A 14,233-nucleotide genomic window follows, 5' to 3' on the forward strand; every position below is an offset into this window, starting at 1 on the left:
GCGCGCCGGGTCAACGCTTCTTCGCCTGCTCCAGCTCCTCGACCAGCAGCTCCGCGACCTTCCGCACCCGCGGGATGTCGAGCGCGGACTTCGCGCACACCAGGTGGTATTCGGTGGTCGAGAAGGGCCCCAGGTCCACGTCGAGCGGCACGAGGCTCCGCTCACGCATGAAGCGGTGCCGCACGTCGCAGAGCACCATCGCCCCCACGCCCGCCTCGGCCGCCGCCAGCATCACCAGGTAGTTGTCGGCGGAGAACACGGGCGTGAAGCCGGGGATGACGGACGCCAACTGGGGGTTGGGCGGCACCGCGTCGTACGGCGGCGCCCAGGCCACCCAGGGCAGCTCCTTCAGCGTGGGCCGCTTCGGCAGCCGGGCCTTGAGGGACTTCGCGGCGAAGACGGCGTTGGGGACCGTCAGCGAATAGAGGAGCGTCAGGTCGGCGTTCATCGGGCCCCGGGCTCGCAGCGCCAGGTCCGCCTCGCCGCGCCCCAAATCCAGGTACTGAATCCCGGACAGCACCTCCAGCCGCAGGCCCTCGTGCTTCTTCATCACCGCCCCGGCGAAGGGCGCGAGGAAACCGAAGCTCATGTAGGGCGACGCCGTCACCCGCACCAGCCCCCGCGGCGACGAGTCCGACGACTCGGCCGCGCGGTGCAGCTCGCCGGCCCACTCCGCCATCTTCTTCGCGGGCTGCACCAGCCGCTCGCCCGCGGCCGTCAACACCGCGCCATCCACCCCGCGGCGGAACAGCGCCATGCCCACCGCGTACTCCAGCGCCGCCAGCCTCCGGCTCACCGTGGGCTGGCCCATCCGGAGCCGCCGCGCCGCGCCGCTGAAGCTGCCCGCCTCGGCGATGGCCAGGAACAGCCGCGCGTCATCCCAGGAGATATTCATGAATGCATGACCTCATGCCTGAATCGTCATTTTCCATCAATTTCGGCATCGCTACCTTCCGCGCGTCTCGACGTGAAGGAGCCCCACCCATGCGGACCCGTTCCATTGTCCTCTCCATCGCCGCCGCGCTCGGCGGCGCCCTCGCCGTCACCGGCTTCGTGGGCTGCGCCGCCACCTCACACGGCGTCCAGCCCTCCGCGCTCGGCAAGGCGCGGCCCTCCTCGGAGCTGCTGCCGCTGCTGGCGCAGCCCGGCCCGGTGGAGCTGGAGACCGTGGTCTCCTCCGACTGGGCGGTGGAGCGCGGCGGCCTCATCAACCTGGACCACCCCACCGCGAAGGCCGCCGGGCTGGTGGACGGCGCGGAGCCCGCGCAGGTCTTCTTCCACGCCCTCCGCCACCCGGACAGGGGCCTCTTCATCGTCGACACGGGCGTGGAGACGGCGATGCGGGACGCGCCGGAGAAGGCCGCCATGCAGGGGCTCATCGTCAGCGCCATGAACATGGGGAGCATGAAGGTGCACGCGCCGCTGGGCGAGTGGCTGGCGAAGCAGCAACAGCCGCTGGCGGGCGTGTTCCTCACCCACCTGCACCCGGACCACGTCACCGGCATGGCGGACGTGCCCGCGGGCACGCCCGTCTACTCCGGGCCGGGCGAGGCCTCCGAGCGCGCCTTCATGAACCTCGTCGTCCAGGCCAACGTCGACCGCGCCCTGGCCGGCAAGCCGCCGCTGTCGGAGTGGACCTACGCACGCGAGGACGGCGGCCTGTTCGACGGCGCGGTGGACATCTTCGGGGACGGCTCCGTGTGGGCGCTCTGGCTGCCCGGCCACACCCCCGGCACCACCGCGTACCTGGTGCGCACCCCGAAGGGCCCGGTGCTGCTCGCGGGGGACATCAGCCACACCCGCTGGGGCTGGGAGCACGACGTGGAGCCCGGCTCGTACAACAACGACGCGGACGGGGCCACGGTGAGCTTCCAGAAGCTGCGCGCGTTCGCCAAGGCGCACCCCAAGGTCGAGGTGCGCCTGGGCCATCAGCACTGACGCGGGGGCGTCAGTTCCGGGTGTGCTGCCGGAAGAAGTCCCACATGAGGGCGGTGCCATCCGGCCCGGACGGGTCGGCGAAGGGATAGCGAGAATCCCCGCCGGGCCAGGCGTGGTCCATGCCCTGGACTTCGATGTGCCGCGCCACCAGCGCGCCGCCGTAGACGTAGTCCTCCACGGTGTACGCGCGCCCGCCAGGCACGCTGGCCCGCGTCACCTGCGTGGCCGCCGGACGGATGCTGTCGTTGGCCACGCCGTCATCGCCGTAGTCGCTGGTCTGCAGGAACTGCCGCGTCGCCTGCCGGCCATTGACGAGGTCGACGACGCTGTCCTTCGTCCCGTGCACCACGAGCACCGGCATCGTGTGGCGCGGACGGCCCGAGCACACCCACGCGTCCCGGCCCCGGTCATCCGGGTGGTAGATGCTGCCGAAGAGCATGGCGAAGCCCGTGCCCGAAATCGTGGTGGCCGCCTTGTACATGGCGCCCGCGCCAATCATCCCCGCGGCGAACACGTCCGAGTAGCAGGCCAGCAGCGTGCCCGCGAGCACCGCGCCGGAGCTGACGCCGCCCACGTAGACCCGGCGCGCGTCCACGGCGTAGTGCCGCCTCACCTGCTCCACCATGCGCACGACGAGCGCGGGCTCGCCGTGGTCGCGCGTCTGGTTGAGCACCAGCATGAAGTTCCAGCACTGCGTGGGGTTCGCGAACGTGGCTTGGTTCGGGTACAGCACCAGGAACTGCTCGGCGTCCGCCTTCTCGTTGAGGCGCGTGAGGCCAGCGAACTGGCTGGGGTTCTGGAAGCAGCCGTGCAGCGCCACCACCAGGGGCAGCGGCGTGCCCGGCGCGTAGCCGGTGGGCACCCAGAGCTGGAAGCCGCGCGTCCCTTCGACGCCATGGACCCAGGTCCCCGCGCGGGCGGGGGCCGCGGCGGTGAGCGACAGGACGGCGAGCAGCAACAACCACGTGCGTGCGCACGCGACAGCGTTCCGCTTCATTGGTTGACTCCTTCGGGGTGGGGGAACCGCGCTCAGCCCGGCTGCCGCGCATCCGCCGCGGCGGACTCGACTCCGGCCAGGAAGGCCTCCACGGCCTCGGCGACCTTCTCGGGCTGGTCATGCGGTGACGCATGGCCGGAGTCACTCAACACCTGGAGCCGCGCGTCCGGCAGCAGGTCCACGTAGGCCTGCTTCGTGGACACGGGCGTGTAGTCCCTGTCGGACGCGAGCACCAGCACCGGGCAGGTGATACGGCCCAGGTGCCGCGTGACGCTCCACCCCACCAGCCCCTTCGTCGCCCGCAGGTACGCGTCCGGGTCGTTGGCGCCGAAAATCTCCCGTGCGCGCTGGCGCAGCGCCTCCTGCTCCGGCTTGGGGAACAGCCTGGGCGCCAGGACCTTCGCCAGCGCCGCGGGCCCCAGCAGCTTCAGCAGCGCCAGGCGCAGCCCGAGCTCGAGCTTGCGGCGCGGCGTGTGCGCCACCAGCTCCGGCCCGCTGTTCACGATGACCAGGCTTCGCACCAGCTCCGGCCGGTCCACCGCGAGCTGGAACCCCATCATCCCCCCCATGGACAGGCCCACCACGTGGACGCCCTGGAGCCCCAGCGCGTCACACAGCCCCGAGATGTCCCGGGCGAAGCGCGGCACGCCATACGCGCCCGGCGGCTTCCCGCTGCGGCCATGGCCCCGCGCATCCGGGAGGATGACGCGATGACGGGCCGCCAGTCTGGGTGCCACGGACTCCCAGTCCAAGCCCGAGGAGCCGAGCCCATGAAGAAGCAGCACCGGGGTGCCCTCACCCGACTCCTCGAAGTAGAGGGAGAGCTCCTCGAGCTGGAGCAACGGCATGTCCGGACCCCAGATTCAGGTAGGAAGCGTGTCGAACTGCAGGCCCGACGCTACATGAACGAACGTTCGTTTATCAAGAGCCCCCCATGAGTACGCCCCCCAGCTCCCGCCTGCTCGCCACGGACGCCCGCCTCCCCCCCACGGCGGCGCCTCCGGAGGGCACCCGCCGCCGCATCCTGGAGACCGCCCTGCAGCTCTTCGCGAGCCGCGGCTATCACGACACGTCCATTCGAGACCTGGCCACGGCCCTGGAGCTGCGGCCCAGCGCGCTGTATGCCCACTTCGCGGCCAAGGACCACGTCCTCGCGGAGCTGGTGCGCATTGGCCACGAGGCCCACTTCGAGGCGCTGGAGACCGCGTTCCAGGCCGCGAAGCCCACGCCAGCGGACCAGGTCCGCGCGCTGGTCCACGCCCACACGCGCGTCCACGCCGAGCATCCGCAGCTCGCGCTGGTGGTGAACGAGGAGTTCTACGCGCTGAGCCCGGCGCTGGCGGCGCCCGCGCAGGCGCTGCGGGACAGGGCCAACGCCATGTTGATTGACGCCATCCGGCGCGGCATGGCCCAGGGGCAGTTCAACCCGCTCCACCCTGAAATCACCGCCGCGGCGATTGTCGGCATGGGCTCGCGCATCCCCCACTGGTTCGAGCCCGCGGGCCCCATCGCGGTGGAGACCCTGGCGGCCACCCACGCCGAGCTGGCGCTGCGGATGCTGGGAAGTGTCGCCACCGCGTGAGATGGAACGGGGCTAATGGCGTATCTGCCTGCGGCCGGACGCCACCTGGAACGCGTACACGCCCAGCGCGGCGATGCCGACGAGGAAGACGACCCACAGCAGGCCGCCCACGACGACGCGTGTCACGGTGAGCACGACCCAGAGCGCGAGCAGCGCCAGGCCCACGTAGAGCAACCCCTTCATCCTTGGCCTCCCTGCCACGAGGAAAGTCCCTTCATGGTAGGGATGCGCCGCCCATGCGACAGGGCCCGGCTGCCCGGTTGGCCGCTGTCCTTTGAATTTCCCAGACAGGCCCGCGTCAGGAGGCGCATCCACCGAAACGGCGGATGCCCTTCTCTCCGTCTGGACACACTCCCCATGAAGACTCAGTTGCTCTGGAAGTTCACGGCGCTCTCCCTCACCCTGTCCGCTCCCGCCTTCGCCGCGGACTGGCGCAATGACGGCAACTTCCGGCGCAAGGAGGTCAAGAGCGCCGACGAGCTGGAGCAGGCGCGAGAGGACCGGGGCTTCGCGCTGGGCCTGCGCGCGGGCTACGCCCTCCCCATGGGCAATGCCGTCGGCTCCGAGGATGGCGAAGGCGCCAAGATGAGTGACGCGTACCAGGGCGCCATCCCCTTGCAGGCGGACCTCGGTTACTTCTTCAACTCGAACGTCTACGTCGGCGCCTACTTCCAGTACGCGCCCGTGTTCCTGCCAGAGAGCGCGCTGTGCGAAGACGGGATGGACTGCTCGGCGAGCCAGATGCGCTTTGGCATCAACGCGTCCTACCACTTCCGCGCGGGTGAGAAGTTCATGCCCTGGCTGGGGCTGGGCATCGGCTACGAGACGATCAACATCAGGCTCTCCATGAAGGAGGGCGAGGTGGAGAGCACCATCGGCGCCGGCGCGCGCGGCATCGAGTTCGCCTCCGTCCAGGGCGGCGCCGACTACCGCATCAACGACACCTTCTCCATCGGGCCCTACGTCTCACTGTCGGCCGGCGTCTACCAGACGGCCACCACCAGCATCGAGACGAAGAACGTCCCCATCCTCGGCGACATCTCCGAGTCGGAGTCGGAGAGCATCGACGACAAGGCGGTCCACGCCTGGCTGTCCGGCGGCCTGCGGATGCAGGTCCGCTTCTGAGTCACCGTCGCCCACCTCAGTCCAGCAGGTGCGGGTTGCGCAGGATGAGCAGCCCCGCCTGCACGGTGGCCGCGTAGTCGTTGAGGTGCCCGGCGTCGATGAGCGCGGTGGCATCCCGGCTGCCGCCCGCGGCGAGCGCGGCCTCCACCTTCTTGCTGCCCTGGTTGTACGCGGCGAGCGCCAGCCGCCAGTCCCCAAACCGCGCGTGCAGGTCCGACAGCAGCGCGGCGGCGGCCTGCGACTCGCGCGTCACGTCCAACCGCTCATCGCGCGCCTCGCTGACCTCCAGGCCGTAGCGCCGCGCCGTCTCCGGGATGAACATCCACACGCCCGCGCCACGCATGCCCGGCGCCAGCGAGGGCCGGCCATCCGTCTCCGGCATGTTCGTCGCGGCGGACTCGACGACGGCCACGGCCAGCAGTCCCTCGGGCAGCCCCTTCGCGCGCAGCGGCGCGGCGAGCGCCTCCCGCTGCGTCTTCAGGTTGGCCAGCGCGCGCTTCATGAACGCGCGGCCCTTCTCCGTGCCCGTGAGCGCGTTGAGCCGCGCCAACACGTGCGCGTCCACCACCACCGGCAGATCCCCCTTCGGCTGGCTGGACGTCGCGAGCGCCTGCGCCTCCGCGAGCGTCACCGCGCGGCCGCTCGCCACGCCTTGCGACACCGCCGCGAGCGGCACCAGGAAGAGACACAACGCGGCCAGGAGCGCGGAAACGCCCTGGGCGCGGGCGGGACGAGGCTGGAAGAGCATCTGGATTCTCCGGGTGGTGGGGTGGGACATGCCAGTGGCACCGGCGGGGAGGGAGGCTTCAGACCGCACCGACAAGGCCGCCTGGAGCAGGCACCGCGCATAGGCGTGCGCCTGGACCCGGCCGCTGGCCACCAGCGCCTCGTCACACGCCAGCTCCTGGAGCGAGGCCATCCACCGGGACAGGCCATGCGCCCCCGGGTGCCAGAAGAAGGCACCGGTGAGGACGAGCCGCGCGAAGGCCCGCTGCGTGTCGCGCTGACGGTGGTGCTGAAGCTCGTGGAGCACCGTCAGCCGGAGGGACTCCGCGTCCTCCAGCAGCGCGGGCGGCACCACCACCCACGCGGACGGCTCACGGCGCAGGCGGGGAAACCACGCCGAGAAGGCAGGCATGCCCGCCTCGCCCAGCACCACGGCGACACGCCCCACGCCGCGCACCCGGGGCAGCGACTCCAGCTCGCGCAGCAAGCGCGCATGCCGCGCCAGCGCCCGAACCATCACCGCGATGCCGCCCACCAGCAGCGTCAGCGCCGCCGCGGGCAGCACGGGGGGAAACTCAGGCGCGGACGTCTGGGCCCGCGCGGGCTTCACCGCCGGACGCGGCTCCCACAGCGGCTCGGGCAGCCGTCCCGCGTGGCGCGCCACGGAGCGCTCGAAGGTGAAGCGGGGCCCGGTGGGCACCAGCGCGTGCACGGCCAGGGCCAGCAGCGGCAACACCAGCGACAGCAGCAGCGCGCCGCGCGCCACCTTCAAGGACTGCCGCGCCGACAACGAACGCCCCAGCCGGGCCAACAGCGCCAGCGCCAGCCAGGCCAACGCCGGCGCCACGGCGAGCAGCAGCGCCTGCGTCAGATAGAGTGACGCGAGCTCACGCAGCGCGGCGCTCACGGCTTGCGGCCCTTCGCGTCGAGCAGCTCGCGGAGCTGGTCCACGTCCGAGGCGGACAGCGGCACCGCCTCCACCAGCCGCGCCACCAGCGCGGAGGGCGTGCCGTCGAACACCGTCTCCACCAGGTGGCGCACGCTCTGCGCCTCGTAGGCGTCACGCGGCAGCACCGCCGAATACAGGTGGCCCCGCCCCTGCTTGCGGCTCTGCACCACGCCCTTCTGCTCCAGGATGCGCAGCACCGTGGAGACGGACGTGTACGCCAGCGCGCGCTCCGGCGGCAGCGCGGCCAGCACGTCCGCCACGCTCACCTCGCCCAGGCGCCAGACGAGGTGCATCAACTCCAGCTCCACCGGCGTCAACGGCCGGGGGGCCACTTCAGGCTCAGGCTTGCGAGTCACGAGCTCCTCCGTGACGCGCAAGCTACTAAGGACTTAGTTCCAAAGCAACTAGCCCCTTAGTTCATCACTGACGGAGCGCCCGTCCCTACACCCCGAGCGCCTCGCGCAGCTCCGGCAGCCGCCGCGCCTGCACCGCGCCGTAGACGAAGCGGTCCGGGCGCAGCACCACCACGTCCGCGGTGTGCCTGGAGAACCAGTCCGCCAGCTTGCCGGTGACGTCCACCACCTCGGGCGCGTCCTCGGAGGCCTCGGCCGCCGCCTCCGACGGCGGGCGGAACGTCATCATCCGGCCGCCCAGGGACTCGGCCAGCTCCCGCGCCGCCTCCCGCTCCGCGGACGGCGCGTTCCACCGGCACAGCACCGTGAACTCGTTGCCCAGGGTGTCGTCCAGCAGCACCTCGTCACCGGACGGCAGCTTCACGCGCGGCTGGATGAAGTACTCCCCCTTGTCCCCGAAGTAGTAGCCGCTCGCGTGCGCCGGGGCCTCCTTGAACTCGAAGCCCTCGATGAACTTCCGCACCCGGGGGATGCGCTGGAGGGTGCGCATCAGCGCGTCACGCGCGGAGGCCACCATGGGGTTGCGCGCCAGGAACAGGTGCCCCACCCGGACACACAGCTTCTGCACCGCCTCCACGTGCGGCCGGCGCTCCTGCTCGTAGGTGTCCAGCAGCGAGTCCGGGGACTGCCCGTGCACCACGCGCTTCAGCTTCCACGCCAGGTTGGACGCATCCCGCATCCCCGACACCAGGCCCTGCCCCATGAAGGGCGGCATGGTGTGCGCGGCGTCGCCCAGCAGGAAGACGTTGCCCTGGCGCCAACGCGCCGCGTTGAGGCAGTGGAAGGTGTACACGGAGGCCCGCTCGATGCGCACCCGCTTCGGGTCCACGTACGGCGCGATGAGCTCCGCGATGGTCTCCGACTTCTCCAGGTGCTCGCGCGTTTCTCCGGGCATCATCATGAACTCCCAGCGAATCTGATTCACGGCGCCGGTGGCCACGAAGGCCGGGCGCTTCGGGTCGCACACGAAGCGGCAGATCTCCGGCACCTCCCCCTCCGTCACCGTGCCGGACACCGCCAGCCAGGGCTCGCCGTAGGCCCGCCCCGACATCGGGATGCCCAGCGCCTTGCGCACGGTGCTGCGCGCCCCGTCACACGCCAGCAGGTACTTCGCGCGGATGGAGCGCTGCTCGCCGGTGAACGAGTCCCGGTAGCGCACCGTCACCCCGCCGGAGTCCTGCACCACCGCCTCCACGCTCACGCCCTTGCGCAGCTCCACGTGCTCGAAGCGGTTCAGCCCGTCACGCAGCGCGCCCTCCAGCAGCGGCTGGTGGAAGAACCACAGCGGCGTGTGCCCGAAGCCGAAGTCCGTCTCGCCGGTGTGGATCGCCGCGAAGCGCTTGCCGCTGCCGCCCACGTACTCCGCGAAACGGCTCTCCCGCATGTTGCTTTGCAGCAAATCCAACAATCCGGTGGACTGGTAGATGCGCAGCCCCTCGTCGTCACAGGAGAAGGCGCGGGGCTCCCCGTGCGGCGTCACGTCCCGCTCCAGCAGCAGGGTGCGCACGCCCATGAGACCCAGCAGGTTGCCCGTCAACGCTCCCACCGGCCCACACCCGCTGATGATGACGTCCACCTGCGCGTCGGACTGCTGGCTGTCACAACCCATGGATGCCTCCCGGGGCAATGTCTGGCATTTTTAATAACGAAATAGGTGTGACCACGGTGTGACGGGTCCGGAAGTCTGGAACAGCATCCGTTCAGAGCGGCGAGCTGCCGTATGACGGAAAAAGCACACGCAAAAATTGTCAGTACTGGGGCAATCCCTACCCGTGACGGAGGTTTTCGGCGGACGTGTTACCTTGGGGCCCCGCCCATGCGAGGAATCCCGGAGGACATGGCAGCCGACGCCCCCGCAGATACTCAACGCATTCGCCTGGAACTCTTGGGTGAAGCCCGGCTCCGGGTCGGCGAGTCGCGCATTCCGCTGGAGCGGAGGACCGCCGCCGTCCTCGCATGGCTGGCATTGGAAGGCCCCCACCCGAAGTACCGCCTGGCCGGACTCCTGTGGGCGGAGTCTGGAGAGACGACCGCGCGCAACAACATGCGACAGCTCCTGCGCCGGCTGCGCCTGGCCTGCGGCGCGGAGCTGGTGCAGGGCACCGATGTCCTCTCGCTGTGCGAGGGCGTCGGCTCCGACGCCGCGGACCTCCAGGCCCACGTGCTCGCGGGGCGGCACGCGGACGCGCTCGCGCTGGAAGGCGTGCTCCTCGGCGCCCTGGAATACGAAGATTGCACTGAATTCCAAACATGGCTGGAGGGCGCGCGGGAGCGATTGGACAAACTTCGCCGCCGGGCCGCCGTGGCGGAGTCGGAGTCGCGGGAGCGGCGGGGGGACCTGACGGGTGCGCTGGCGCTCGCCGAGCAGCTCCTCACCATGGACCCGTATTCGGAGGAGGCGTGGCGCCGGCTGATGCGGCTGCACTACGTGGCCGGCGACCGCATGGCCGCGCTCAACGCCTTCGAGCGCTGCCGCCGCCTGCTGCGCGAGGAGCTGGACACCACGCCGCTGCCGCAGACGGTGGCGCTGGCGCGCGAAATCGAGCGGGGCCCTCCGGCGCCCAAGCCGGTGCCGCCGCCCACCAGCCGGCTGCCGCTCTCCGTGCTCCGGCCGCCGGTGCTGGTGGGCCGCGAGCGCGAGTGGGCGCGGATGGAGGCCGCGTGGGAGGCGGGGCAGACCATCTTCATCGCCGGCGAGCCGGGCGTGGGCAAGACGCGCCTGGCCCATGACTTCGCGGCGTCGCGGGGCAGCTACCTGGTGTTGGAGGCGCGGCCCGGCGAACAGAGCGTGCCGTACTCCTCGCACGTGCGCCTGGTGCGGCAGATGCTGGCCCGGGTGCCGGACCCGGACCTGCCGCGCTGGGTGCGCCGGGAGCTGGCGCGGCTCCTGCCGGACCAGGCCGGACAGGAAGGCCTGCCCCCGCCCATGGTGGACGAGGCCGACCGCAGCCGCTTCCTGGAGGCGCAGTGCCAGCTCGTCTACCAGCTCGCGGCCAGCATGGACGCCATGGTGGCCGACGACCTCCAGTTCATGGACAGCGCCACGGCGGAGTTCGCGGTGCTGATGCTGTCGCGCCGCCACGCCCCCGAGCCCGGCGGCCGCTTCCCGCGCTTCATCGACACCTACCGGGCGGAGGAGCTGTCACCGCAGGCCACCGCCTTCGTCCATCAGCTCGTGAACGCGGGGCTGGCCATCCTCATCGAGCTGCGGCCCCTGGGCTCCGAGGCGGTGGGCGCGCTGCTCCAGAGCCTGGAGCTGCCCGGCGCGGAGAAGCTGGCGCAGGCCGTGACGCGGCACACCGGCGGCAACCCGCTCTTCATCACCGAGACGCTGAAGTACCTGCTGGAGACGGGCGGCCTGGAGCGCGGCTGGCCCGAACACGTCCCCGCCTCCGGCCGGGGCCAGCAGCTCATCCAGCAGCGGCTGGAGCGGCTGTCCCCGTCCGCGCTCCTCGTCGCCCGGCTGGCGTCGCTGGCGAAGACGGACTTCACGCTGGAGCTGGCCAGCGAGGTCCTGGAGATGAACCCGCTGGCGCTCGTCACGCACGTGGCGGAGCTGGAGGGCGCGCAGATTCTCAGGGGCGAGCGCTTCACCAACGACTTGCTCTTCGAGGTGGTGCGCCAGGGGGTCCCCGGCGCGCTGGGCACGCTGCTCCACCGCCGGCTCGCCGTGGCGCTGGAGCAGCGCGGCGCCGCGCCCGTCGTCGTGGCCCAGCACTGGATGGACGGCCACGAGCCGCGCCGCGCGGTGCCCTTCCTCGTCACCGCCGCCAACGCGGAGGCCGCCGCCCTGCGCCACCTGGAGGCCGCCCTGCTCTTCCACCGCGCCGCCGCGCTGCTGGACGAGACGGGCCACGCGGACGAAGCGGCGCTCGTGCGCGGCCGCGTCCGCAACATCCCCACCGCGTAGCCCGGGGCGCGGCGGCTTCAGCGAGGCGGCGCCGTCACCTCGCGCGCCACGTCCACGAAGGCGCGGAGCGCGGGCGACACCTGCGCGCGGCTGGGGAAGAAGAGGAAGAAGCCCTCCACGCGCGCCGCGTAGGGCTCCAGCACCAGGCGCAGGCTGCCCCGCGCCAGCTCCGCCTCCACGGAGGGCTCGAAGACATAGGCGAGCCCCAGGCCGGCCTCGGCCAGCTCCACGTGGGCCTTCCAGTGCGCGCTGACGAAGGGCCCGCGCACCGGCACGCGCCAGCTCCGCTGCCCGCGCTCCAGCTCCCACTGGTAGAGGGCGCCCGTCGTCTCGGAGCGGATGCAGAGGCAGTCGTGCGTCAGCAAATCCCTGGGCCGCTCGGGCGTGCCCCGCCGCTCGAGGTACGCGGGCGCGCCCACCACGACGAAGCGGAAGCCCTGTGACAGGCGCACCTGCACCATGTCGCGCTCCAGCGCCTCCGACATGCGGATGCCCGCGTCCAGCCCCTCCGCCACCACGTCCACCAGCCGGTCCTCCACGCGCAGGTCCACCTCCACGCGCGGGTGGCGCTGGAGGAAGCGCGCCAGGATGGGCGTCACCACGGAGGAGACGGCGACGGTGGGCACGGTGAGGCGCACCGAGCCCGTCACCTCGCCCGGCTGGGCGGTGGCCGTCTTCATCGCCTCGAGCGCCTGCTCCACCGGCGGCCCGGCGGACTCCAGCAGGCGGCGCCCGGCGTCCGTGAGGGCCACGCTCCGCGTGGTGCGGGTGAGCAGCACCACGCCCAGCCGCTTCTCCAACTGGCGGACGGACTGGCTCAGGGCGGACGCGGACACGCCCAGCTCCGTGGCCGCCGCGGCGAAGCTGCGCTTGCGGCCCACCACCAGGAAGGCATTCAGGGCATTGAGCGGCGTGAAGGCCATTGTGAAGCTTTCCTAAGCAGCGCGTCCCGATTTCGCCCGTTACGCGCGAGGGCGCGCGGACGCATATTCCGTTCCGCTGAGCAGAGACAACACCCAAGCGCCAGGAGAGCACCCCTCATGATTCCCGTTCGCGGCTATGCCGCCCAGGACGCGAAGTCCCCCCTCGCCCCGTTCCAGTTCGAGCGCCGCGAGCCCGGCCCCAGCGACGTGCAGCTTGAAATCCTCTACTGCGGCGTCTGCCACTCCGACCTGCACCAGGCGCGCGACGAGTGGGGCGGCTCGCTGTTCCCCATGGTGCCCGGCCACGAAATCATCGGCCGCGTGGTCCGCGTGGGGGACCAGGTGAAGAAGCTCAAGGTCGGCGACCTGGCCGGCGTCGGCTGCATGGTCGACTCCTGCCGCACCTGCCCGAGCTGCAAGGAAGGCCTGGAGCAGTACTGCGACAAGGGCAACATCCAGACGTACAACAGCAAGGAGAAGGACGGGCGGACGGTGACCCAGGGCGGCTACAGCGAGGCCATCGTCGTGGACGAGGCCTTCACGCTGAAGATTCCGGAGAACCTGGACCCCGCCGCCGCCGCGCCGCTGCTGTGCGCCGGCATCACCACGTACTCGCCGCTGCGGCACTGGAACGTGCAGCCGGGCCAGCGCGTGGGCGTGGTGGGCCTGGGCGGCCTGGGCCACATGGGCGTGAAGCTGGCCAAGGCCATGGGCGCCCACGTCACCGTCTTCAGCCACACCGACCGCAAGAAGCAGGACGCCGCGCGCCTGGGCGCGGACGCCGTCGTCGTCTCCTCCAACAAGGACGAGATGGCGGCGCAGGCCGGGAAGTTCGACTTCATCCTCGACACCGTCTCCGCCCAGCACGACCTCAACGCCTACCTGCGCCTGCTGCGCCGGGACGGGCACCTCGTCCTCGTCGGCGCCCCGGAGAAGCCGCTCGACGTCCGTCCGTTTTCCCTCATCCCCATGCGGCGGAGCTTCTCGGGCTCCATGATTGGGGGTATCCAGGAAACGCAGGAAATGCTAGACTTCTGCGGCAAGCACAACATCGTCTCCGACATCGAGCTGATTTCCATCCAGCAGGTGAACGACGCCTACGAGCGGCTGCTGAAGGGAGACGTGAAGTACCGGTTCGTCATCGACCTCGCGAGTCTGCGGAAGTAGCCGCCCGGGAGCCTCGGCTCCCACCTCGCGGGACACTGGCCGATAGGTAACGACGGCCCCTGCTGGAAGTCGCGCCCCGCCCACCCGCGCTGGAGGGCAGGACAGTGCACGCCTGTGCACACTGTCCTGCCCCACCGGTCAGGTGCCTGCTCGCCGTCGGGTGCGAATTCTCAAAGCATGACTACGACGACTGCACAGGCCGGCTTCGCGAAGGTGACGTCCCCCTACCCCGAGGAGCAAGAGCTGCTGGCCCCAGCGCTCGCCGCTCCCACGCCCTATCAGGCGGCGCAGCTCCGCCAGAAGGCGAGCCGTTGGCTCAGTCGCGCACAGAAGGAGCTGCACGACGCCATCTTCGCGCGGGACGGCTCGGAGGCGTCCCTGGACCGCTTCGCCAGCGCCCGCGCGGAGCTCGACTCGGCGGAGACCTGGGCGCTGCGCGTCGCGGAGGCCTTCTCCCGGCGCCGGGATTGATGGCGAGCCGAGGCCCCGGCGCCAGCACCTGG

Annotated in this window: 14 protein-coding genes; 6 read left to right on the forward strand and 8 right to left on the reverse strand. The window is 71.2% G+C overall.

Going from position 1 to position 14,233, the window contains the following annotated elements:
• Positions 1-10: 10 nt before the first annotated feature.
• Positions 11-895, reverse strand: a complete 885-nt coding sequence (locus tag MYMAC_RS35485; protein ID WP_095961295.1) for a LysR family transcriptional regulator — start codon at positions 893-895, stop codon at positions 11-13.
• Positions 896-984: 89 nt separating this feature from the next.
• Between MYMAC_RS35485 and MYMAC_RS35490 the strand changes: the two genes are divergently transcribed.
• Entirely contained in the window at positions 985-1,938 is a 954-nt protein-coding gene (locus tag MYMAC_RS35490) for an MBL fold metallo-hydrolase (protein ID WP_095961296.1), read from the forward strand.
• Between the two features lie 10 nt (positions 1,939-1,948).
• On the opposite strand, the gene MYMAC_RS35495 is transcribed toward MYMAC_RS35490, so the two are convergent.
• Both MYMAC_RS35495 and MYMAC_RS35500 read right to left on the reverse strand, forming a co-directional pair.
• Positions 1,949-2,935 (reverse strand): extracellular catalytic domain type 1 short-chain-length polyhydroxyalkanoate depolymerase, encoded by a 987-nt coding sequence (locus MYMAC_RS35495; RefSeq protein WP_095961297.1) that lies wholly within the window; start codon positions 2,933-2,935, stop codon positions 1,949-1,951.
• Positions 2,936-2,967: 32 nt separating this feature from the next.
• On the reverse strand, positions 2,968-3,783 hold the full coding sequence (locus MYMAC_RS35500) for an alpha/beta fold hydrolase (RefSeq protein ID WP_095961298.1): 816 nt from the start codon (positions 3,781-3,783) through the stop codon (positions 2,968-2,970).
• Positions 3,784-3,869: 86 nt separating this feature from the next.
• Between MYMAC_RS35500 and MYMAC_RS35505 the strand changes: the two genes are divergently transcribed.
• Complete coding sequence (locus MYMAC_RS35505) at positions 3,870-4,517, forward strand: TetR/AcrR family transcriptional regulator (protein WP_095961299.1); 648 nt, start codon at positions 3,870-3,872, stop codon at positions 4,515-4,517.
• 12 nt (positions 4,518-4,529) lie between these two features.
• Here the strand turns inward: MYMAC_RS35505 and MYMAC_RS37325 are convergent, their stop codons facing one another.
• On the reverse strand, positions 4,530-4,700 hold the full coding sequence (locus tag MYMAC_RS37325; protein ID WP_013937038.1) for a hypothetical protein: 171 nt from the start codon (positions 4,698-4,700) through the stop codon (positions 4,530-4,532).
• Positions 4,701-4,874: 174 nt separating this feature from the next.
• Between MYMAC_RS37325 and MYMAC_RS35510 the strand changes: the two genes are divergently transcribed.
• Entirely contained in the window at positions 4,875-5,642 is a 768-nt protein-coding gene (locus MYMAC_RS35510; protein ID WP_095961300.1) for a porin family protein, read from the forward strand.
• A gap of 16 nt (positions 5,643-5,658) precedes the next feature.
• Here the strand turns inward: MYMAC_RS35510 and MYMAC_RS35515 are convergent, their stop codons facing one another.
• The 3 genes from MYMAC_RS35515 to mhpA form a co-directional block, all read right to left on the reverse strand.
• Complete coding sequence (locus MYMAC_RS35515) at positions 5,659-7,275, reverse strand: transglycosylase SLT domain-containing protein (protein ID WP_095961301.1); 1,617 nt, start codon at positions 7,273-7,275, stop codon at positions 5,659-5,661.
• A complete protein-coding gene (locus MYMAC_RS35520) occupies positions 7,272-7,673 on the reverse strand; it encodes a BlaI/MecI/CopY family transcriptional regulator (RefSeq protein WP_095961797.1) in 402 nt (133 codons plus the stop codon). The genes MYMAC_RS35515 and MYMAC_RS35520 overlap by 4 nt, the downstream gene beginning before the upstream one ends.
• 85 nt (positions 7,674-7,758) lie before the next feature.
• Complete coding sequence (mhpA, locus tag MYMAC_RS35525; RefSeq protein WP_095961302.1) at positions 7,759-9,339, reverse strand: bifunctional 3-(3-hydroxy-phenyl)propionate/3-hydroxycinnamic acid hydroxylase MhpA; 1,581 nt, start codon at positions 9,337-9,339, stop codon at positions 7,759-7,761.
• Between the two features lie 228 nt (positions 9,340-9,567).
• Between mhpA and MYMAC_RS35530 the strand changes: the two genes are divergently transcribed.
• Positions 9,568-11,640: an ATP-binding protein gene (locus MYMAC_RS35530; RefSeq protein ID WP_095961303.1), complete on the forward strand. Its 2,073-nt coding sequence runs from the start codon at positions 9,568-9,570 to the stop codon at positions 11,638-11,640.
• Between the two features lie 17 nt (positions 11,641-11,657).
• Here the strand turns inward: MYMAC_RS35530 and MYMAC_RS35535 are convergent, their stop codons facing one another.
• Positions 11,658-12,563, reverse strand: coding sequence for a LysR family transcriptional regulator (locus tag MYMAC_RS35535; protein WP_095961304.1), 906 nt, complete (start codon positions 12,561-12,563; stop codon positions 11,658-11,660).
• 117 nt (positions 12,564-12,680) lie between these two features.
• Here MYMAC_RS35535 and MYMAC_RS35540 point away from each other — a divergent pair, with 117 nt between their 5' ends.
• Positions 12,681-13,730 carry an NAD(P)-dependent alcohol dehydrogenase gene (locus MYMAC_RS35540; protein ID WP_095961305.1) on the forward strand — a complete coding sequence of 350 codons (1,050 nt, stop codon included), beginning with the start codon at positions 12,681-12,683 and terminating at the stop codon, positions 13,728-13,730.
• Positions 13,731-13,907: 177 nt separating this feature from the next.
• Complete coding sequence (locus MYMAC_RS35545) at positions 13,908-14,201, forward strand: FruA-associating protein, FapA (RefSeq protein WP_095961306.1); 294 nt, start codon at positions 13,908-13,910, stop codon at positions 14,199-14,201.
• The last annotated feature ends 32 nt before the right edge of the window (positions 14,202-14,233 follow it).

The organism is Corallococcus macrosporus DSM 14697 (genome assembly GCF_002305895.1).
Taxonomy (GTDB): Bacteria; Myxococcota; Myxococcia; order Myxococcales; family Myxococcaceae; genus Myxococcus; species Myxococcus macrosporus.